Raw genomic sequence first — 19190 nt, forward strand, 5'->3', positions numbered from 1 at the left:
GACCGGGAAGGCACGCATGTCTGACGCATCGAAGGGTCTCAGCCTCTACAACACGCTGACGCGGGCCAAGGACGATTTCGTCCCGATCGATCCGCTGAACGTGCGCATGTATGTCTGCGGCCCGACGGTCTACGACTTTGCCCATATCGGCAATGCGCGGCCGGTGATCGTCTTCGACGTGCTGTTCCGTTTGCTGCGTCATCTCTACGGCGGAAGCCACGTCACGTATGTGCGCAACATCACGGATGTCGACGACAAGATAAATGCGCGTGCGCTGCGCGATTTCGGCGACGAGATTTCCTCGGGAAAGCTCTCGCTCAACGAGGCGATCCGCAGGGTCACGGAAAAGACCGCCGACCAGTACCACAAGGATGTAGCGACGCTCGGCTGCCTGGAGCCGACGGTCGAGCCGCGCGCCACCGAATTCGTCGAGCCGCGTGCCGACGGCAAGGCCGACATGATCACGCTCATCGAGCGCCTGATCGAGCGTGGCCATGCCTATGTCGCGGCGGGCGAAGTGCTGTTCGATACCGCCTCGATGCCCGATTACGGCCAGTTGTCGAAGCGCAATCTCGACGAGCAGCAGGCCGGCGTCCGCATCGCCGTCGACGCGCACAAGAAGAACCCCGGCGACTTCGTGCTGTGGAAACTGTCCTCGCCGGAAGAGCCGGGCTGGGACAGTCCGTGGGGCAGGGGGCGGCCGGGTTGGCACATCGAGTGCTCGGCGATGTCGGCTGCCTATCTCGGCGAGGTCTTCGACATCCATGGCGGCGGCCTCGACCTGATCTTCCCCCACCACGAGAACGAGATCGCCCAGTCGCGCTGCGCCCACGGCACCGATGTCATGGCCAACATTTGGATGCACAACGGCTTCCTGCAGGTCGAGGGGCAGAAGATGTCGAAGAGCCTCGGCAATTTTTACTCGATCCACGAACTCTTGGAGACCGAGACCTTCGGCGGCCGCAAATGGCCGGGTGAGGTACTGCGGCTGGCAATGCTGATGACGCACTACCGCGAGCCGATCGACTTTTCCGTGCGCAAGCTGGAGGAGGCGGAGAACACGCTGCGCAAATGGAAGCGCGCGGCGGACCTCGCGCCGGAAGTGGCACCTCAGTTGCCGGCCGAAGTCGTGGAAGCGCTGTCGGACGATCTCGCCACCTATGCCGCCTTTCAGCGGCTGACGCAGCTTGCCGGCGAGGCGCTGGATGCCGGCGGTGGCGACAACGCCGCCGCCGCTTCGCTGAAGGCCGCCCTTGCCTTCCTCGGCTTCGATGTCGGTGCGGCCAAGGTCGACGAGGCCGCGATCGCCAGAGCCATTGCCAGGCGCCTGGAACTGATCGCCGCCAAGAACTGGGCCGAAGCCGATCGCATCCGCGACGAGCTTCTGGCGCAAGGCGTGCAGTTGAAGGATGGCAAGGACCCTGTCACAGGCGAACGCATCACCACTTGGGAGGTAAGAAGATGATCGACCATCTCGGCATCACCGTTTCCGATTTCGACGCGTCGAAAGCGTTCTACGACAAGGCGATGGCGCCGCTCGGCGCCGCGCTGCTCTACATGGTGCCCGAAGAATACACCGGCGGCGCCAAGGTCGGCGGCTATGGCCGGGACCGGCCGGTGTTCTGGCTGAGCACCGGCAAGGACAGACCGAGGGACCATCAGCATGTCGCCTTCACCGCGCGCAGCCGCGCCGAGGTCGACGCCTTCCATGCCGCGGCCCTTGCCGCAGGCGGCAAGGACAATGGCGGGCCAGGGCTGCGCCCGCACTATCACCCGAACTATTACGGCGCCTTCGTCTTCGATCCAGACGGCAACAATGTCGAGGCCGTCTGCCATGATCCGGAGTGAGGGGCCATGATGAGCCTCGACAATCGGCCGGTCTACGCAGGCGGCTGCCAGTGCGGCGCCGTGCGCTTCCGCGTCGAGGGCACGCTCGGCGATGCCTCGATCTGCCATTGCCGAATGTGCCAGAAGGCAAGCGGCAATTTCTACCTGCCGCTGGTGTCGGTGCGTGGCGCCAAGGTCGACTGGACGCGCGGCGAACCCAAGCGCTTCCGCTCATCCAATGCTGCCTGGCGTGGCTTCTGCGCCGATTGCGGCACGCCGCTGACCTTCGAGGCGCCCGACGGCACGGCGCTGGCGATTGCCGCCTTCGATGATCCGGCCGGCATCGCGCCGACCATCCAGTGGGGCATCGAGGCAAAGCTGCCCTATGTCGACGCTATCCCGCAATTGCCTGGCGAGGACACCTCGGCGGACATCTCGTCCGCCCCCTATCTGGCCGAACTCGTCTCCTACCAGCATCCCGACCACGACACCGAACAATGGCCGCCGAAGGAAAGATCATGACCGAGACCGTTCGAACAGGCGGCTGCCAGTGCGGCGCCGTGCGTTTCCGCATCAAGGGGGCGCTCGGACGCCCGTCCATCTGCCATTGCCGCATGTGCCAGAAGCAGTTCGGCTCCTTTTTCGGCGCGCTGGTGACAGCGCCCAAGGACGGCGTCGAATGGGTGCGCGAGGAGCCGAGCTACTTCCAGTCCTCGGTCAACATCGATCGCGGCTTCTGCGCCCGCTGCGGCACGCCGCTGACCTACCGCCAGCCAGGCGGGCTGGAGATCGCCATCGGCGCCTTCGATGACCGCTCGGATCTCGCGCCGCAGATCCAGGTCAATTATTCCGCGCGGCTGCCCTGGGTGGAAAAGATCTTCGAGGCGCCGGTCCACGACGACCCCGACTATTACGCAAGGCAGGAGCAGATCATTTCCTTCCAGCATCCCGACCACGAGACGGTCAACTGGCCGCAGCAGGGCCTGAAACTATGAGCTTGCGTACCCTCTATCCCGAGATCGAAGCCTACGAGTCCGGCATGCTCGATGTCGGCGACGGTCACCAGGTCTATTGGGAGCGCTCCGGCACCAGGGGGGCGAAGCCCGCGGTGTTCCTGCATGGCGGCCCGGGCGGCACCATATCGCCAAAGCACCGGCGCCTGTTCGATCCAAAGCTCTACGACGTCGTCCTGTTCGACCAGCGCGGCTGCGGAAAGTCGACGCCCAACGCCTCGCTCGAAGCCAACACCACCTGGCACCTGGTCGCCGACATCGAGCGGCTGCGCGAAATGTGCGGCTTCGACAAATGGCTGGTCTTCGGCGGCTCCTGGGGCTCGACGCTCGCGCTCGCCTATGCCGAGACGCATCCCGATCGCGTCAGCGAACTGGTCGTGCGCGGCATCTACACGCTGACCCGCGCCGAACTCGAATGGTACTATCAGTTCGGCGTCTCTGAGATGTTCCCCGACAAGTGGGAACGCTTCCTGGCACCGATCCCCGAAGCCGAGCGCGGCGATATGATGGCCGCCTACCGCAAGCGGCTGGTCGGCAGCGATCCCAAGCGCCAAGTCGAGGCCGCCCTTGCCTGGAGCCTATGGGAAGGCGAGACGATCACGCTGTTGCCGGAGCCGGAAACCAGCGGCAAGTTTGGCGAGGACGACTACGCCGTCGCCTTCGCCCGCATCGAGAACCATTACTTCGTCCACGCCGGCTGGCTGGAGGAGGGGCAACTGCTGCGCGACGCATGGAAGCTGAGCGACATTCCCGGCACAATCATCCACGGCCGCTATGACATGCCGTGCCCGGCGCGCTACGCCTGGGCGCTGCACAAGGCGTGGCCGAAAGCGGATTTCCATCTGATCGAAGGCGCCGGCCATGCCTATTCGGAGCCCGGCATCCTCGACCGGCTGATCCGGGCGACCGACCAGTTTGCAGGGAAATGATCATGGCTCGCGAGCGCCTCTTCCTGTTTGACACCACCCTTCGCGACGGCCAGCAGACGCCGGGCATTGATTTTTCCGTCGAGGACAAGATCGCCATTGCAAAGCTGCTCGACGAATTCGGCATCGACTATGTCGAGGGCGGTTATCCCGGCGCCAACCCGACCGACACGGCCTTCTTCCAGCAGAAGCGCACGGCGAGCGCCAAATTCGTCGCTTTCGGCATGACCAAACGGGCGGGAGTCTCGGCGTCCAACGACCCCGGTCTGGCCGCGCTCGTCCAGTCGAAGTCCGACGCCATCTGCTTCGTCGCCAAGAGCTGGGACTATCATGTCCGCGTCGCGCTCGGCTGCACCAACGAGGAGAACCTCGAATCCATCAAGGCATCCGTCGAGGCGGCGGTCGCTTCCGGCAAGGAAGCCATGGTCGATTGCGAGCATTTCTTCGACGGCTTCAAGGCCAATGCCGACTATGCGCTGGCCTGCGCGAAAACAGCTTACGACGCCGGTGCACGCTGGGTGGTGCTGTGCGACACCAATGGCGGCACGCAGCCCTCGGAAGTGCGTGCCATTGTCGACAAGGTCATCGCGGCTGGCATTCCTGGCGACCATTTGGGCATCCACGCTCATGACGACACCGGCCAGGCGGTGGCGAATTCGCTGGCCGCCGTCGAGGCCGGCGTGCGCCAGATCCAGGGCACGCTGAACGGCATCGGCGAGCGCTGCGGCAACGCAAATCTGATTTCCATCGTGCCGACGCTGGCGCTGAAGCCGGCCTTCGCCGACCGTTTCGAGACGGGCATTTCGGCTGAGGCGCTGACCGGCATCTCCCGACTGTCCCGCGCCTTCGACGAATTGCTCAACCGCGCCCCGGAAGCGCAGGCGCCCTATGTCGGGGCGTCGGCCTTCGCCACCAAGGCCGGCATCCATGCCTCCGCGCTCGCCAAGGAGCCGGCGACCTACGAGCACGTGCCGCCGGAGGCGGTCGGCAACCGCCGCCGCGTCATGGTCTCGGACCAGGGCGGCAAGGCCAATTTCCTCGCCGAACTGAAGCGGCGCGGCATCGACGTGCCGCGGGACGATCACCGGCTCGACGCACTGATCGCGGTCGTCAAGGAACGCGAGTCCGAGGGCTATGCCTACGAAGGCGCCGACGCCTCCTTCGAGCTCCTCGCGCGCAAGATGCTGCACGGCCTGCCGGAGTTCTTTGCCGTCACCTCGTTCCGCTGCATGGTCGAGCGCCGCTTCGACGCCAACGGCCAGCTCAAGACGGTCTCGGAAGCGATCGTCAAGGTGATGGTCGACGGTGAGGAGAAGATGTCGGTGGCCGAAGGCCATGGCCCGGTCAACGCGCTCGACATCGCGCTGCGCAAGGACCTCGGCAAATACCAGAACGAGATCGCCGACCTCGAACTGGCCGACTTCAAGGTGCGTATCCTCAATGGCGGCACCGAGGCGATCACCCGCGTGCTGATCGAATCGCACGATGCGACCGGCGCCCGCTGGTGGACGGTCGGCGTCTCGGAAAACATCATCGACGCCTCCTTCCAGGCTCTGATGGATTCGATCGTCTACAAGCTGATGAAGAACCGCGACATGGCGGGGCTGGTGGCGGCGGAGTAGGGTTGAACCATCAGCAAAAGTCCATTGATCCATCAGTAATTTGCGATGGTCTTGGGCAGGCCGCTGGGCCATAGCGTTGGGCCATGGCAATCGAAACAGCTCACCTCGACGAAGACGCCAAGGCTCGCCGCGGCTTTCTGCTGGCTTTGGGTGCCTATCTCCTGTGGGGGATGCTGCCCTTCTACATGAAGGCGGTCGCGCATCTGCCGCTCATCGAAGTCATCGCCCACCGCATCGTCTGGTCTGTGCCGATCGCCGCCGCCGTGCTGGTCTGGGCCGGTCGCACCGCCGATTTCAAGGCGGCGATCCGCTCGCCGCGCAGCATCGCCATGGCGGCGCTGACGGCGACGCTGATCTCGGTCAACTGGGGCATCTATGTCTGGGCGATCGCCGTCGACCGCACCGTCGAGACCGCGCTCGGCTACTACATCAACCCGCTGGTGGTGGTCGTGGTCGGCGCGGTGCTGCTGGGCGAGCGGCTGGACCGACTTCAGATCGCGGCGGTGGTGCTGGCCGCGGTCGCCGTCACGGTGCTGACCATCGAGGGCGGCAAGCTGCCCTGGGTGTCGTTGGCGCTGGCCTTTTCCTTCGCCGCCTACGGCTTCTTCCGCAAGACGCTGCCGATCGGCCCGAGCCAGGGCTTTCTGCTCGAAGTGCTGCTGCTTTCGGTGCCGGCGCTTTGTTACATCGCCTACCTGATCGCCACCGGGCAGGACCATTTCGTCTCCAGCACCGCCAACGACACGGCGCTGCTCATCGGTTGCGGACCGGTCACTGCGGTGCCGCTGCTGCTGTTCGCCTTCGGCGCCAGGCTGCTGCGCCTCTCCACCATCGGCATCATGCAGTACATCGCGCCGACCATGGTGTTCCTGATCGCCGTGCTGGTTTTCGGCGAGCCGTTTGGCGGCACCCAGGCGATAGCCTTCGCGCTGATCTGGACGGCGCTGGCGATGTATAGCTGGTCGATGTTCCGCGGCCGCGAAATCCGGCCGGCGGCACCGGCAGCTCGGTAGGGCAAGGGGGTTCCGATGTACGTTCTGCATATCGCCAACAAGAACTACTCGTCATGGTCGCTGCGTCCGTGGGTGCTGATGCGCACCCTCGACATCCCGTTCGAGGAGCGGCTGACACCATTCCCGACCGGATCGAGTTGGAACTTGTACCGGCCGTTCTCGCCCAGCGGCCGGGTGCCGTGCCTGGTCGACGAGGGTTGGGCGGTCTGGGATTCGCTGGCCATCGTCGAGTATCTCGCCGAGCGCCACCACGGCGTCTGGCCGGTCGAGGCCAAGGCGCGGGCCTGGGCTCGCTCTGCCGCCGCCGAGATGCATTCGAGCTTTACCGCGTTGCGCAACCTATGCCCGATGAGTTGCGGCCTGCGCGTCGAGCCGTTTGCGATGTCCGATGCGCTGAAGCACGATCTCTTCCGCCTTGGCGACCTGTGGAATGACGGCCTTGCCCGCTTTGACGGGCCGTTCCTGGCCGGCGACCATTTCACCGCTGTCGATGCCTTCTTTGCCCCGGTGGCGTTTCGGGCGCAGTCCTACGGCCTGGCTTTCGAGGGCGCGGCCGCAGACTATCCGGCGCGATTGCTCGACCTGCCGGCGATGCGTGAATGGTATGAAGCAGGCCTTGCCGAGACATGGCGCGAGCCCGACCACGAGGCGGAAGTCCGCGCCGCCGGCACCATCACAATGGATCTTCGGGCCACGGCGTAGCAGGACGGTGCGCTACATCCGCCCAAGCCGCCTGACGAAAAGATAGACGGCGGCGGCGACAAACAGCGCCACCGCGGTCACCACCCAGAACCCCATCGGCGTGTCGACCAGTGGCAGGTCGCCGACATTCATGCCGAACAGGCCCGAAATGATGGTCATCGGCAACAGCACCGCCGTCATCACGGACAGTATGTAGAGCAGCTGGTTCGACTGCATCGTCAGCTTGGCCATCATCTCGTCCTGCAGCAGCCGTGTGCGGGCCTGCAACTGTTCCCCGTCGTGATAGAGCGTGTGCGCCCGGTGCGAAAGCCGTGCGGCCATATCGTTGATCGGGTCGGGCAGATCGTTGCGATGCGAATGGTCGAGATGCCTGAACAGGCTGGTCAGCGTCGCCATCTGCCGGTGGATCACCACCAGCTGCCGGCGCGCATCGACCAGCGACTGCCGCTCGCTGTGCCATGCGTCGCACACGATGCGGTCCTCGATGCCGTCGAGCGTCTCGGAGAGGCCGCCGAGTTCCGCGGCCATGCCGTCCAGCGACTGGCCCATGACCGCCTCGATCAGTTCGGCGGGCGAGCGGAATTTTCGTGTGCCGTTCTCCACCGCCTTGCGGATCGTATCGACCGACTGAAGCGGCTGCTTGCGGGCGCCGATCAGCATCGTTTCGTTGAGGGCGAAGCGGAAATGGCCGAGGCCGCGCGCCTCCGCCGAATAGTCGTGGCGCAGATCCGGCAAGTCGCCATAGAGCCAGTCGTCCTCGAGGTCGATGTGGCAGCCATGGCTGGCGGTCAGGAAGGCCTCGCGCACAGGGGCCGGCAGGGCCTGCTCGGAGGCGATCTCATGGCGCGCGCGCATGTCGGAGAGCTGGTAGCTGCGCCAGGTCCAGTGCGCTTGCGCGGCATCCTTCGTCCGCACGCCCTCGGCGGTGAAATGGTAGAGGAAGAACAGCCCGTGCTCGTCGGGCAGATAGGGAGACAGGTCGCTGCCTTCCGGGTTGAGAGCGATATTCATGGTCGCTTCGCCAAATGCAGGTTTCCAAGACAGCCGGCACGGGCAGGCTGCGAAATTCCTAGCATGCGGCAGCCCGGTTTCGTGTGACGGTTTCTTGACAGCCGATCACAGACTCGCGGGCGCCGACCGACGGCGTCGAGCGCCGCCGGCCGCGCCGTCTGATGCCGTTCAGCGCTTCGGGCCGAAGCCGGGATAGGGGTTGAGCGGCACGACCGCGGCAATGTCCATCATGCCGGCCCTGACCAGCGGCAAGGTGGCGAGATGGCCGCGCACGTCGGCATCGCTGCCAGCCTCGAACATCATGCCGCTGCCGGGAATGTCGCCGCGGTTCCACACCTGGCGCACCGCACCTTCGGCATAGAGCGTGCGGCGCTGTTCGGCCTCGCCGGGCAACAGCGGGGCGAAATCGGCGTCGCTGAACTTTTCGGTGTTGCGGGTGAGAAGGGCAAAGAACTGCATGGCGGTCTCCTGTGGTTTCCGGTTGGGATGGCAACAGTGTCGCCGCCACTGGTCAGACTGTCCAAGACTGATTAGGCTAAAGTTCAGACCCACAAGGACTAGCCTCAGGAGAAAAATGTTCGACCTGCGCCAGCTCCGTTACTTCGTCGCTGTGGCCGAGGCCGGCACTGTCGGCCGCGCCGCCGAACTGCTGCATATCTCGCAGTCGCCCTTGAGCCGGCAGATCATGCAGCTCGAAGAGCAGCTGGGTGTCGCCCTATTCGAAAGGGCAAAGCAGCGGGTTCATCTCAATGCCGAGGGACAGGCCTTCCTTGCAGAGGCGCGCGCGCTGCTGGCCAGTGCGCGGCGCCTGGAGGAGCTTGGCCGCGATCTTGCGAGCGGTGCTGCCGGCCGCCTCGCCATCGGCTATGTCGAGGGCGCGGTGCATGCCGGGCTGGTCGCCGGCATGCTCAGGCAGTTCCGCCGCGACCGGCCCGACTTCCATCTGCGATTGATGAGCCAGCGCTCGGCCGTGCAGGTCGAGGGGCTGCGCCGGCGCACGCTCGACCTCGGCCTCGTCTATTCGCCGCCGGCCGATGATGATCCCGACATTGCCTCGTTGCTCGTCAGGCGCGAGCCGCTTGTGTTGGCGATGCCGCAGGGCGATCCGCTTGCCGATGTCGTCGACATCCTTGCGCATCATCTCGACGGCCGCACCTGGATCACCGTGGTGCGCCAGCCCGACGATACCAATCGCGGCCAGTTCCTGGCCGCCTGCGCCAAGGCCGGCTTCATGCCTGAGATCGCCTACGAGACGGCCGATCCGCTGACCTCGCTCGGCCTGGTCAGCGCCGGGCTCGGCCTGGCGACGGTGCAGGCCAGCCTGCAAAGCGCAGCCCCGCCCGGGATCGTCTTTCGCGACTTGCCCTGGTTCGAGCGCACCGTCTCGATCCATCTCGCCTGGCGGCGGCGGGACAAACGGGCAGTGATCACCGACTTGCGGACGGCAGTAGGGCAGTAGGGCAGTAGGGCAGTAGGGCAGTAGGGCAGTAGGGCAGTAGGGCAGTAGGGCAGTAGGGGCTGACTTTCCTTACTGCCCTATTCCCCTATTGCCTTACATTTTGTCTATCACCGACTGCACACCCTCGGTCGGCGCGTCGACGGACGATCCCGCCACCATGATGGCGGCGACGATCGCTTCGGGGTCTTCGACCACCAGCGGTTTGACCCGCTGTGCCGTGTGGATGAAGCCCTCGGCCGACATATGGTCGATGAGCGAAAGCATCGGATCCCAGAACCCCTTGATGTTGGCGAACACGATCGGCTTGCGGTGATGGCCGAGCTGGCCCCAGGTCATGATCTCGACGATCTCCTCGACCGTGCCGATGCCGCCCGGCAGCGCCACAAAGGCGTCGGATTTTTCGAACATCCTGTGCTTGCGCTCGTGCATATTGTCGGTGATCACGAGTTCGTCGAGCCGGTCAAGCGCGGTTTCGGTTGCTTCCCTGTTGATCAGGAAGCGCGGAATGATGCCCGTCACCTTGCCGCCGGCCTTGAGCGCGCCTTCAGCGACGGCGCCCATGATGCCTTTGGTGCCGCCACCATAGATCAGCCGCAGACCGGATCTGGCGAGCGAGCGGCCGAGCAGATGTCCGGCCTTTGCATAGGTTTCATCGCGGCCCGGAGACGAGCCGCAATAGACGCAGACGGATCGAATCGTGTTCATACGATGATTGGTGATAGGGACGGCAGACGGGGTCAAGCCCGGACGGGCTTTTTCTTGTCGGACTCGCTAAAACAGGCTAGACCGGCGTTAGGTGGCTAAGGGGTAGGGAAATATGGCAATTAATCCTTTGAAGGCGTTTCTGTTCGCGGCGGGTGGGACCGTTGCGGCCGCAGGAACCGCCTATGTATCGGGCGCGCTCGATCCATATCTCAATCACACGCCGCCGGCCGAGATAGCTGCGCTTGCGCCGGCCGATAGCAAGCCGGCGGAAACAAAACCGGCCGACGCAGGCACCGAAGGCCGATTGCCGGCGGCACCGGCGCCCGCTGCCGACGCCTTGGCACCCGCTGCCCCTGCTGCTCCGGCGGCGCCCGCGGCAGAGGCTCCGGCGGCACCAGCCGCAGTGCCTGCGGCTCCCGCCGCTGCCGGGCCGATCGCGCCGACCTTCGATGTCGTTCGTGTCGAAGGCAACGGCTCGATTGTCGTCGCCGGCAACGCGGCGCCCAATTCCAAGGTCGAGATCCTCAACGGTGCGACGGTCCTCGGCTCGACGGTTGCCGGTGCCGACGGCGCCTTTGCCATCATCCTCGACGATCCGCTGAAGCCCGGCGACTACACGATCACGCTGCGCTCGACGACCGGCGACGTCGTGACCGCCTCGGCGCAGACCGCCGTCGTCTCGATCCCGCAAAATCCCGCCGGCCAGGTGCTGGCCATGGTCGAGGAGCCCGGCAAGCCGTCCGAGCTGCTCAGCGTCCCAGCGCCCGACACCAAGCCCGCAGCACCCGCCACCGGAGACCAGGCAGCCGCGCCGGCGACCCCAGCACCGGCGCCTGAAACGCCTGCTGCAGCAGCGCCGGCGCCGGCCGCGCCAGCCGCGGTTGAAGCCGCGCCGGCGCCCGCAGCGGCACCCGCCGCATCGGTTGCCGAGCCCAAGATCGTCGTCGAGGCCGTCGAGATCGACGGCAACAAGATCTTCGTCGCCGGCATCGCCGATCCCGGCCGCAAGGTGCGCGCCTATGCCAACGACATCCTGCTCGGCGACGCGCTGACCTCGCCCGACGGCCATTTCCTGGTCGAGGCGACGCGCGACATTCCGGTCGGCAGCTACACCATTCACGTCGATGGCCTGGACGCCGACGGTGTGAAGGTGGTGGCCCGCGCCGCCGTGCCGTTCGAACGCGAGCCGGGCGAGTCGGTCGCCGCCGTCGCCCCGGCAGAAACCAAGCCTGCCGCGCCGGCAACCGTGGCCGAAGCCCCGGCCGCGCCGGCAACGGAACCTGCGGCACCCGCAACGGAGCCGGCCACGCCGCCTGCGGCCGCTGATGCGACAGCCCCCGCGGCACCCGCGGCCGAGGCTCCCGCCGAGGTGGCGGCGGCGACGCCCGCCGTGCCCGAGACGGTGGCGCCCAAGCTCGAACCTGCCGACGGCTCCGTCATCATCCGCCGCAAGGATACGCTGTGGCGGATCTCGCGGCGCGTCTATGGCCGTGGCGTGCGCTATTCGACCATCTATCTCGCCAATCAGGACCAGATCCGCGATCCCGACCGCATCTGGCCCGGGCAGGTGTTCAAGGTCCCGCAAAAGTCGAAGGAGGGCGAGGACGCCGACCTCAAGGCAATGGGCGACCAGATGACGACACCTCCGGCCAAGACGAATTAAGGCTGCAGGGGTGCGAGTAATCTCCCCCACGTGGGAGATTTGCAGTTCCGGCAACCTATCCATCGGCATAGCTTGCTCCATCATCGTTCATCGTCTATCGCCGATGGACGATGACCGAATCCCTGGCTGAACCAGACCGCGCGGCGAGTGCGCTACCCACCTGCACCTCTGACAGCCGTATTGTCGCGGCTCGATTTGCGGCGCTTTCGCATCCGGCGCGCATCGAGATCCTCAAGCACCTTTCGGCCAGCCGCTCCTGCTGCTGCCGCGAGGTGGTCGACCATCTCGACCTGGCGCAGTCCACCGTGTCCCAGCATTTGAAGATTCTGGTCGAAGCCGGGCTCGTGCGCTTCGAGCCCGATCGCCAGCGTTCGCGTTACGAAGTCGACCACGCCGCGCTCGCCGATGTGTCGGCGTCGCTCGCGGCACTGGTCGATTCCTGCTGTTCCGGCGGCTAAGAATAAGAAGGCAAAAAGAATGGCCGAAAAAACCGTCTCCGACTCCTCGACCTTCAGCACCTTGCGCAATCTTTGGCCCTATATGTGGCCGGCCGACCGCGCCGACCTCAGGGCGCGGGTCACCTGGGCGACGCTTCTGCTGGTGGTCGCCAAGCTGACGCTGGTCGCCGGGCCCTATTTCTTCAAATGGGCGACCGACGCGCTGGCCGGTGACGCCAAGTCTGCGCCGCCGCTGCCGGCGTTTCTCTTGGCGCCGGTAATGCTGGTCATCGCCTACAATGTGCTGCGGCTGGTGCAGCTCGGTTTCAATCAGCTGCGCGACGCGCTGTTTGCCCGCGTCGGCCAGTATGCGGTGCGCCAGCTCGCCTTCCGCACCTTCGTCCACATGCACCAGCTGTCGTTGCGCTTCCATCTCGAGCGGCGCACCGGCGGTCTGTCGCGCATCATCGAGCGCGGCACCAAGGGCATCGAGACGATCGTGCGCTTCATCATGCTGAACACGGCGCCGACCATCCTCGAATTCGCGCTCACCACGGCCATCTTCGCCTACACCTATGGCTGGAAATACGTGGTTGTGGTGGCGGTCACCGTCTCGGTCTATGTCTGGTTCACGGTCAGGGCCAGCGACTGGCGCATCTCGATCCGCCGCGACATGAACGACAGCGACACCGACGCCAACACCAAGGCGATCGATTCGCTGCTCAATTTCGAGACCGTCAAATATTTCAACAACGAAGCCATGGAAGCCGAGCGCTTCGACCGCTCGATGGCGCGCTATGAGATATCGGCGACCAGGATCTGGACCTCCCTCGGCTGGCTGAATTTCGGCCAGGGCGTCATCTACGGCATCGGCACCGTCATCGTCATGTGCATGTCGGCGCTGGAGGTGCAGGCCGGCACGCAATCGGTCGGCGACTTCGTCTTCATCAACGCCATGCTGATGCAGCTTTCGGTGCCGCTCAACTTCATCGGCTTCATCTACCGCGAAATCCGCCAGGGGCTGACCGACATCGAGCAGATGTTCGAGCTGCTCGACGTGCCGCAGGAGATCGTCGACAAGCCCGATGCGAAGGCGCTCGCCGTCTCGGCCGGCAAGGTCGAATTCCGCGACGTGCATTTCTCCTATGATCCGAACCGCAAGATCCTGAAGGGCGTCTCCTTCGAGGTGCCGGCCGGCAAGACGGTCGCCATTGTCGGGCCCTCGGGCGCCGGCAAGTCGACCATCTCGCGGCTCCTGTTCCGATTCTACGACATTCAGAGTGGGGCGGTGCTGATCGATGGCCAGGATGTCAGGGACGTGACGCAGGAAAGCCTGCGCGCGGCGATCGGCATGGTGCCGCAGGACACCGTGCTGTTCAACGACACCATTGCCTACAACATCCGCTACGGCCGCGTCGGCGCCAGCGAGGAGGAGGTGCGCAAGGCGGCCGAACTCGCCCAGATCGGATCGTTCATCGAGCGGCTGCCGGACGGCTACCGCTCGATGGTCGGCGAGCGCGGGCTGAAACTGTCGGGCGGCGAGAAGCAGCGCGTGGCGATCGCCCGCACCATTTTGAAGGCACCGCCGATCCTGATGCTCGACGAGGCGACTTCGGCGCTCGACAGCCACACCGAGCAGGAGATCCAGGCCGCGCTCGACCTCGTCAGCCGGGGCCGCACCACCATCGTCATTGCCCACCGGCTGTCGACGGTGATCACGGCCGACGAGATCATCGTGCTCAAGGACGGCCAGATCGCCGAACGCGGCACCCATGCCGAACTGATGCTCAAGCACGGCCTCTATGCCTCGATGTGGGACCGCCAGCGCGAGGCGACCGAAGCCGAAGAGCGGCTGCGCATCGCGCGCGAGAGCGACGAGCTCGGTGTCATCGTGCGCAGGCGGACGTCGGAGGTGGGGTAGGGCGATGCTGAAGCTGCCGATCTCCCCCTCGTGGGGAGATGCCCGGCAAGGCAGAGGGGGGCGCGCGCGAAGGATCGCCAACCCGTCGCTGTCGTCATCCTAGGGCGAAGCAAGGAGCGGAGCGACGCGCGCAGACCCTAGGATCCATGCCGTGACGCTAAGGCGTTGCAACAGTTGAAAATTCTGCTCCGTTGTGCCCTTCGGCGAAGGTCACGGCATGGATCCTCGGGTCAAGCCCGAGGATGACGAATTGCGGCGGGAGCGCCAAGCCAAACGGCACACGCCGGCGGGACAGCGCCCCCCTCTGTCCTGCCGGACATCTCCCCCACAAGGGGGGAGATTGGAGCTCCAACGCCCCGCCAAAAAATTCCCTTGACCTCAACTTACCTTGAGCTTGCAAACCATCTCCGAGCCTCCTGCCAAGCAAGCCATTCCAATTGGAGATGAATGAGATGAGCACCAACAATCACCACAACGGCAGTGTCTTCAGGGTCGACAAGTTCGTCGTCCCGGCCGACGCCCGCGAGGAGATACTGCGCAAGGTCAGGGCGACGCATGAATTGCTGCGCCTCCAGCAGGGCTTCGTGCAGGATTTCCTGCTCGAGCAATTCTCCGGACCGGGCGAATTCAACCTGGTCACCATTGTCGAATGGGAAAGCCAGGCGGCCGTCGACAACGTCGTGCCGATCGTCAAGGCGGCCCACGAGCAGGCCGGCTTCAACCCCCAGGAGACGATCGCCCGCCTTGGCGTCAGGGCCGATATCGCCAACTATCAGCGCCTGCCGGAGCTGTAGGAAGGATAGCCCGCTCCGGGTGCCGGCGCCTCGACGCTGAGCACATGGCCGGTGCGGGCGTCGCTGATCATGTGCTCGAAGCCACGCCATTCGGCGGCGACGATGAACAGCGTCTTGCCATCGGTGCCGCCTAGCATGCAGGCGAAGCAGCCGCGATCGGCATCGACGGTTTGCAGCACCTCACCGCCTTCGCGCACCCTGACGCAATGTCGGTTGGGCACGTCGGCATACCAGACCGCGCCCTCGGCATCGATGCATATTCCATCGGGAAAGCCGTTGCCGAGATCGGCCCACACCCGCCTGTTGGCAAGCCCGCCATCGCCGCCGATGTCGAAGGCAGTCAACCGGTTGGCATGGGATTCGGCGACGATCAGCGTCTTGTTGTCGGGTGTCACCGCCATGCCGTTGGCGAAGGCGATGTTCTCGGCCACCTGGCGGATCGTGCCATCCGGCGTGATCAGCACGATGGTCCCCGGCCCGAAATGCTCGCCCGGAGCAGGCGCCGGCCCGCCGCCATTGACATAGATGTTGCCGCGCCCGTCAACGACGATCTCGTTCCACGGGCTCCTCGACAGCTCTCGGAGATCGGCATGGGTGACGAGGGTCCCGTCCGCCTCCTGCCTGAGCAGCAAGCCCTCACGTCCCGAAACCACCAGAAGCCGTCCATCCGGCATCCAGTCGATGCAATAAGGCAGGACGGCCGGAACGGTGAGCATGACTTCGCCCCGGCCGTCCTTATCGACGGCGACGATCTCGCCGGTGCCCCAGTTGCAGAGCCAAAGCCGACCATCGTGCCATCGCGGCGACTCGCCAAAAGCGAGGCCCTCTGTGATGACCTCGGCGTTCATGGTGGCTGATTTCGATTTCGAGAATGGCATTGCTGGCCCCTTTGTCGCGAAGCGCTTTCCTGCCAAGGACGGTTGAGCGTATGGCGAGCCGACATGGTCGTCGACAATTTGAGCGGACCATCGTGCGCCTCCGGCAAACATGATCAGATTTGAGCGTCTTTCTTACTCAAGGACAGCTGATATTGTCGCGTCGGAAGCAACCTCGTCCGCACTGGCTTTCCGGCCATGGAAGGATTTTCGATGTTCGGTTTCTTTTCCCGCAAATCCAAAAAAACGCCTGACAGGCTGGCATCAAATTCTGGAAGGGGATTGAAGTTCGGCCTGCCGTTGCCGGTTGTGGTGCCTCGTTCGAAGGTCGAAGCCGCTGGTAGAAAGCCGTTTGATCTCGTCTTCGCTGTCATGCAATTCGCCACAACGATGGTTTCCAAAGGCCTCTATCGGTATCCAGAGATCAACCCTAAGGCGATGCAGGTCTATCACGCCCACTGGTACTCCTCGGAGGTAAAGAACGGCGGCCACAGTCAATTCATCCACAATGCGGGCCAGGAAATCGATGCGATGGTTGCCAACGCTCGAGCTGGCCTCGCCGCTAGTGGTGCGAAGGGGCAACTGGCAACTCTGGAAAAGATGTCAGCCTGGGTTGCCGAGCACCCTGATGAGGCCGCCAAACAGACGGGCTTTGAGGGCGGTCGCGACGGTCTTCTGGATACGCTTGATGACGCGTTCTACGACGCTGATGAAGCCGCGCCGATGGACAATTTGGTCGCGCGCTGGATCGCTTCTTGGCCCGATTTGCAAGTTGTCGATGATGACGATTACGACGATGCCATCAATCAATTGGAGATGGCTAACCCCTCAGCGCGAAGGCAGGCTTCTTCACAAGTCGGTTGGCGATCTGGTCCGCCAGATGTTGGGTCGGTGCCACGTCGGCGCCGGCCTTGCTTGCGCAAAGATATCACCACCGGAAATCAAGCTGGCATTCGGCATGTCAAGGGTGCTGACTGTCGACAGGCAGGAGCAGATGGTCTCCCAACTCCGAACCAGTGCAAAGGAGCTCCGGCTATGCGTCGCGACAGAGACACACGTCGCTGTTTATGAGCAGGTCGCGCCGGAAGACCCTCCAGTCGCACGCCCGGGGGAGAATCCGTTCGGAGTTAACGCCCCGCGAGTCGGCATAAGGCTTGGTCGCGCCGAAGACTCAGAGATCAACACGGTTATCGAACTGGTGGAAAGGTATCATGCTCCGGTCGCTGTCGATCTTCTGTTGCGCAAGGCCGGATTCGACCCCGCTGAAGCCGCTGTTTCAGCGAACTCAATAGTGCAAACGGCGGAAGGGCCAATCGTGAACTGGGTGGTGCTAGCGTCTGGCAAAGCCTTCCTCTTCGTATCTTCGCCGAATGGCAGTGTGCTCATGCGTAGCAAAGATGACGAAAAGCTAGCCGAGGCTACGATGCCGGAACTCGACGAGCACTTTGATCGCTCCGCTGCCGCGGGCTAGGTTCTCCAGCCGCCACCCCAGCCTCCCCCATTGTTGCGTTGCGACGACGGGGGCTTTCGGCTATTGAGGCCGGACCTGAAACAAGGGCTGCCCCCATCCCATGAGCCTCGTCGACACGATCAAGAATGCGTTCGTACCGATCCATCGCGAGGGCTATCCGTTCATCGCCGCCTTCGGTGCGGGCACGCTGTTTCTCGGCTATTTTTCCTCGATCCTGTTCTGGATCGGGCTGATCCTGACGGCCTGGTGCGTCTATTTCTTCCGCGATCCCGAGCGCGTCACGCCGGTCGACGACCGGCTGGTGGTGAGCCCGGCCGACGGCATCATCTCGGCGGTCGGCCCGGCCGTGCCGCCGCGCGAACTTGGCCTCGGCTCCGGTGAAATGACCCGCATCTCGGTGTTCATGAATGTGTTTTCCTGCCATGTGAACCGCGCCCCGGTGCGCGGCCGCATTTCAAAAATCGAGCACCGGCCCGGAAAATTCCTCAATGCCGAGTTGGACAAGGCGAGCACCGAGAACGAGCGCAACGGTGTCGTCATCGACAGCCCCAACGGCACCGTCGCTGCGGTGCAGATCGCCGGCCTGGTGGCGCGGCGCATCGTCTGCTGGGCCGAGACCGGTGGCTCGATCGCCATCGGCGAGCGCTTTGGGCTGATCCGCTTCGGCTCGCGTGTCGACGTCTTCCTGCCGGTTGCCGCGACGCCGCGCGTTGCCGTCGGCCAGACGGCGGTCGGCGGCGAAACCGTGCTGGCCGAATTCGGCGGCGCTGCCGCGACGCCGCTCGTCAGGATCTCGTAAGCGGTGGGCGTGCCCTTCAAGAAGTTCGAGGCGCATGGCAGCGGCGGTCCGCGCATCCGCGAAATCCCGATGCGCATGGTGCTGCCCAACCTGGTCACCGTGCTTGCCATCTGCGCCGGCCTGTCCGGCATCCGCTTCGGCTTCGAAGGTCGCTTCGAGCCGGCGGTGGTGATGGTGCTGCTCGCCGCCTTCCTCGACGGCATCGACGGTCGCCTGGCGCGCATGCTGAAGGCGACATCGAAATTCGGCGCGCAGATGGATTCGCTGGCCGACATCGTCAATTTCGGCGTCGCGCCGGCGCTCGTCCTCTATGCCTTCATGCTCGATCGTGCCGGCTCGTTCGGCTGGATCGCGGCACTTCTGTTCACCATCGCCTGCGGCTTGCGGCTTGCGCGATTCAATGTGCTCGACGAGGAGACCGACCGGCCGATCTGGCAGACCGAGTATTTCGTCGGCGTGCCGGCGCCGGCGGGCGCGGTGCTGGTGATGCTGCCGCTCTATCTGTCATTCCTGAGGCTCGGCATCGAGCCCAGCCGTCCTGTCGCTCTTGTCGCCACCGGCTTCACTGTCCTGGTTGCTTTCCTGCTGGTCAGCCGGCTGCCGGTCTATTCCGGCAAGAGCATCAAGGTGCCGGGCGACAAGGTGCTGCCGGTCATCCTCGCCGTCGTGCTCTACGTGCTGCTGCTGATGACTTACCCCTGGTACACGCTGACCGCGTCGGTCGCCGGCTACCTTGCCTTTCTGCCGTTCAGCGTGCGCGCCTATTCGCAGCGCGCCAAGCGCGAAGGCGAGAAGGTGCCGCCTTCGGATATCGGGTAGCACTCTTCGTCATCCTAGGGCGGAGCGACGCAAAGCGGAGCGCAGACCCTAGGATCCATGCCGTTGCCTCCGCCGAGGAACGCAGCGGACCAAAACTCGCAGCCGACGTTTGCTCGTTCTGAATAGCAGCGGT

The 19190-nt window shown here is 64.7% G+C and carries 20 protein-coding genes; 16 read left to right on the plus strand and 4 right to left on the minus strand.

Going from position 1 to position 19190, the window contains the following annotated elements:
* Positions 1-16 precede the first annotated feature (16 nt).
* The 8 genes from cysS (at position 17) to A6B35_RS13140 (ending at position 7103) form a co-directional block, all read left to right on the plus strand.
* Positions 17-1465 carry a cysteine--tRNA ligase gene (gene cysS, locus A6B35_RS13105; protein ID WP_006202263.1) on the plus strand — a complete coding sequence of 483 codons (1449 nt, stop codon included), beginning with the start codon at positions 17-19 and terminating at the stop codon, positions 1463-1465.
* A complete protein-coding gene (locus A6B35_RS13110) occupies positions 1462-1848 on the plus strand; it encodes a VOC family protein (RefSeq protein ID WP_006202264.1) in 387 nt (128 codons plus the stop codon). The genes cysS and A6B35_RS13110 overlap by 4 nt, the downstream gene beginning before the upstream one ends.
* Before the next feature lie 9 nt (positions 1849-1857).
* A complete protein-coding gene (locus A6B35_RS13115) occupies positions 1858-2349 on the plus strand; it encodes a GFA family protein (protein WP_040582789.1) in 492 nt (163 codons plus the stop codon).
* Entirely contained in the window at positions 2346-2822 is a 477-nt protein-coding gene (locus A6B35_RS13120; protein ID WP_006202266.1) for a GFA family protein, read from the plus strand. The genes A6B35_RS13115 and A6B35_RS13120 overlap by 4 nt, the downstream gene beginning before the upstream one ends.
* Positions 2819-3769, plus strand: a complete 951-nt coding sequence (pip, locus tag A6B35_RS13125; protein WP_006202267.1) for a prolyl aminopeptidase — start codon at positions 2819-2821, stop codon at positions 3767-3769. Before A6B35_RS13120 ends, pip begins: the two co-directional genes overlap by 4 nt.
* Positions 3766-5388 carry a citramalate synthase gene (gene cimA, locus A6B35_RS13130; protein WP_193364560.1) on the plus strand — a complete coding sequence of 541 codons (1623 nt, stop codon included), beginning with the start codon at positions 3766-3768 and terminating at the stop codon, positions 5386-5388. The genes pip and cimA overlap by 4 nt, the downstream gene beginning before the upstream one ends.
* 83 nt (positions 5389-5471) lie before the next feature.
* Positions 5472-6401 carry an EamA family transporter RarD gene (gene rarD, locus A6B35_RS13135; protein WP_006202269.1) on the plus strand — a complete coding sequence of 310 codons (930 nt, stop codon included), beginning with the start codon at positions 5472-5474 and terminating at the stop codon, positions 6399-6401.
* Between the two features lie 15 nt (positions 6402-6416).
* Positions 6417-7103 carry a glutathione S-transferase family protein gene (locus A6B35_RS13140; protein WP_006202270.1) on the plus strand — a complete coding sequence of 229 codons (687 nt, stop codon included), beginning with the start codon at positions 6417-6419 and terminating at the stop codon, positions 7101-7103.
* Positions 7104-7115: 12 nt separating this feature from the next.
* Here the strand turns inward: A6B35_RS13140 and A6B35_RS13145 are convergent, their stop codons facing one another.
* Positions 7116-8114: a transporter gene (locus tag A6B35_RS13145; protein WP_006202271.1), complete on the minus strand. Its 999-nt coding sequence runs from the start codon at positions 8112-8114 to the stop codon at positions 7116-7118.
* A 168-nt stretch (positions 8115-8282) separates the two neighbouring features.
* Positions 8283-8573 carry a muconolactone Delta-isomerase family protein gene (locus A6B35_RS13150; protein ID WP_006202272.1) on the minus strand — a complete coding sequence of 97 codons (291 nt, stop codon included), beginning with the start codon at positions 8571-8573 and terminating at the stop codon, positions 8283-8285.
* Between the two features lie 115 nt (positions 8574-8688).
* Here A6B35_RS13150 and A6B35_RS13155 point away from each other — a divergent pair, with 115 nt between their 5' ends.
* On the plus strand, positions 8689-9573 hold the full coding sequence (locus A6B35_RS13155; protein WP_006202273.1) for a LysR substrate-binding domain-containing protein: 885 nt from the start codon (positions 8689-8691) through the stop codon (positions 9571-9573).
* Positions 9574-9666: 93 nt separating this feature from the next.
* On the opposite strand, the gene A6B35_RS13160 is transcribed toward A6B35_RS13155, so the two are convergent.
* Positions 9667-10278 carry an LOG family protein gene (locus A6B35_RS13160; RefSeq protein WP_006202274.1) on the minus strand — a complete coding sequence of 204 codons (612 nt, stop codon included), beginning with the start codon at positions 10276-10278 and terminating at the stop codon, positions 9667-9669.
* A 112-nt stretch (positions 10279-10390) separates the two neighbouring features.
* Here A6B35_RS13160 and A6B35_RS13165 point away from each other — a divergent pair, with 112 nt between their 5' ends.
* The 4 genes from A6B35_RS13165 (at position 10391) to A6B35_RS13180 (ending at position 15093) form a co-directional block, all read left to right on the plus strand.
* Positions 10391-11941: a LysM peptidoglycan-binding domain-containing protein gene (locus A6B35_RS13165; RefSeq protein ID WP_040582779.1), complete on the plus strand. Its 1551-nt coding sequence runs from the start codon at positions 10391-10393 to the stop codon at positions 11939-11941.
* A gap of 110 nt (positions 11942-12051) precedes the next feature.
* Positions 12052-12399 (plus strand): ArsR/SmtB family transcription factor, encoded by a 348-nt coding sequence (locus A6B35_RS13170; protein WP_006202276.1) that lies wholly within the window; start codon positions 12052-12054, stop codon positions 12397-12399.
* A gap of 19 nt (positions 12400-12418) precedes the next feature.
* Positions 12419-14299 carry an ABCB family ABC transporter ATP-binding protein/permease gene (locus A6B35_RS13175; RefSeq protein WP_006202277.1) on the plus strand — a complete coding sequence of 627 codons (1881 nt, stop codon included), beginning with the start codon at positions 12419-12421 and terminating at the stop codon, positions 14297-14299.
* Between the two features lie 452 nt (positions 14300-14751).
* Positions 14752-15093 (plus strand): antibiotic biosynthesis monooxygenase, encoded by a 342-nt coding sequence (locus A6B35_RS13180; RefSeq protein WP_006202278.1) that lies wholly within the window; start codon positions 14752-14754, stop codon positions 15091-15093.
* On the opposite strand, the gene A6B35_RS13185 is transcribed toward A6B35_RS13180, so the two are convergent.
* On the minus strand, positions 15072-15941 hold the full coding sequence (locus A6B35_RS13185) for an SMP-30/gluconolactonase/LRE family protein (protein ID WP_006202279.1): 870 nt from the start codon (positions 15939-15941) through the stop codon (positions 15072-15074). The genes A6B35_RS13180 and A6B35_RS13185 overlap by 22 nt on opposite strands.
* A 240-nt stretch (positions 15942-16181) precedes the next feature.
* Here A6B35_RS13185 and A6B35_RS34400 point away from each other — a divergent pair, with 240 nt between their 5' ends.
* From A6B35_RS34400 to pssA, 3 genes are all read left to right on the plus strand, one after another.
* Positions 16182-17039: a DMP19 family protein gene (locus tag A6B35_RS34400; protein ID WP_157999210.1), complete on the plus strand. Its 858-nt coding sequence runs from the start codon at positions 16182-16184 to the stop codon at positions 17037-17039.
* 500 nt (positions 17040-17539) lie between these two features.
* Complete coding sequence (locus A6B35_RS13200) at positions 17540-18238, plus strand: phosphatidylserine decarboxylase (RefSeq protein WP_006202282.1); 699 nt, start codon at positions 17540-17542, stop codon at positions 18236-18238.
* Positions 18239-18241: 3 nt separating this feature from the next.
* Positions 18242-19057: a CDP-diacylglycerol--serine O-phosphatidyltransferase gene (pssA, locus tag A6B35_RS13205; RefSeq protein WP_006202283.1), complete on the plus strand. Its 816-nt coding sequence runs from the start codon at positions 18242-18244 to the stop codon at positions 19055-19057.
* Positions 19058-19190: the final 133 nt, after the last annotated feature.

Origin of the sequence: Mesorhizobium amorphae CCNWGS0123, from assembly GCF_001686985.1 — a bacterium.
GTDB lineage: Bacteria > Pseudomonadota > Alphaproteobacteria > Rhizobiales > Rhizobiaceae > Mesorhizobium > Mesorhizobium amorphae.

Coding starts and splice junctions, on each gene's coding strand:
- cysS (WP_006202263.1), top strand. CDS start 17: ATGTCTGACGCATCGAAGGGTCTCAGCCTCTACAACACGCTGACGCGG.
- A6B35_RS13110 (WP_006202264.1), top strand. CDS start 1,462: ATGATCGACCATCTCGGCATCACCGTTTCCGATTTCGACGCGTCGAAA.
- A6B35_RS13115 (WP_040582789.1), top strand. CDS start 1,858: ATGAGCCTCGACAATCGGCCGGTCTACGCAGGCGGCTGCCAGTGCGGC.
- A6B35_RS13120 (WP_006202266.1), top strand. CDS start 2,346: ATGACCGAGACCGTTCGAACAGGCGGCTGCCAGTGCGGCGCCGTGCGT.
- pip (WP_006202267.1), top strand. CDS start 2,819: ATGAGCTTGCGTACCCTCTATCCCGAGATCGAAGCCTACGAGTCCGGC.
- cimA (WP_193364560.1), top strand. CDS start 3,766: ATGATCATGGCTCGCGAGCGCCTCTTCCTGTTTGACACCACCCTTCGC.
- rarD (WP_006202269.1), top strand. CDS start 5,472: ATGGCAATCGAAACAGCTCACCTCGACGAAGACGCCAAGGCTCGCCGC.
- A6B35_RS13140 (WP_006202270.1), top strand. CDS start 6,417: ATGTACGTTCTGCATATCGCCAACAAGAACTACTCGTCATGGTCGCTG.
- A6B35_RS13145 (WP_006202271.1), bottom strand. CDS start 8,114: ATGAATATCGCTCTCAACCCGGAAGGCAGCGACCTGTCTCCCTATCTG.
- A6B35_RS13150 (WP_006202272.1), bottom strand. CDS start 8,573: ATGCAGTTCTTTGCCCTTCTCACCCGCAACACCGAAAAGTTCAGCGAC.
- A6B35_RS13155 (WP_006202273.1), top strand. CDS start 8,689: ATGTTCGACCTGCGCCAGCTCCGTTACTTCGTCGCTGTGGCCGAGGCC.
- A6B35_RS13160 (WP_006202274.1), bottom strand. CDS start 10,278: ATGAACACGATTCGATCCGTCTGCGTCTATTGCGGCTCGTCTCCGGGC.
- A6B35_RS13165 (WP_040582779.1), top strand. CDS start 10,391: ATGGCAATTAATCCTTTGAAGGCGTTTCTGTTCGCGGCGGGTGGGACC.
- A6B35_RS13170 (WP_006202276.1), top strand. CDS start 12,052: ATGACCGAATCCCTGGCTGAACCAGACCGCGCGGCGAGTGCGCTACCC.
- A6B35_RS13175 (WP_006202277.1), top strand. CDS start 12,419: ATGGCCGAAAAAACCGTCTCCGACTCCTCGACCTTCAGCACCTTGCGC.
- A6B35_RS13180 (WP_006202278.1), top strand. CDS start 14,752: ATGAGCACCAACAATCACCACAACGGCAGTGTCTTCAGGGTCGACAAG.
- A6B35_RS13185 (WP_006202279.1), bottom strand. CDS start 15,941: ATGAACGCCGAGGTCATCACAGAGGGCCTCGCTTTTGGCGAGTCGCCG.
- A6B35_RS34400 (WP_157999210.1), top strand. CDS start 16,182: ATGTTCGGTTTCTTTTCCCGCAAATCCAAAAAAACGCCTGACAGGCTG.
- A6B35_RS13200 (WP_006202282.1), top strand. CDS start 17,540: ATGAGCCTCGTCGACACGATCAAGAATGCGTTCGTACCGATCCATCGC.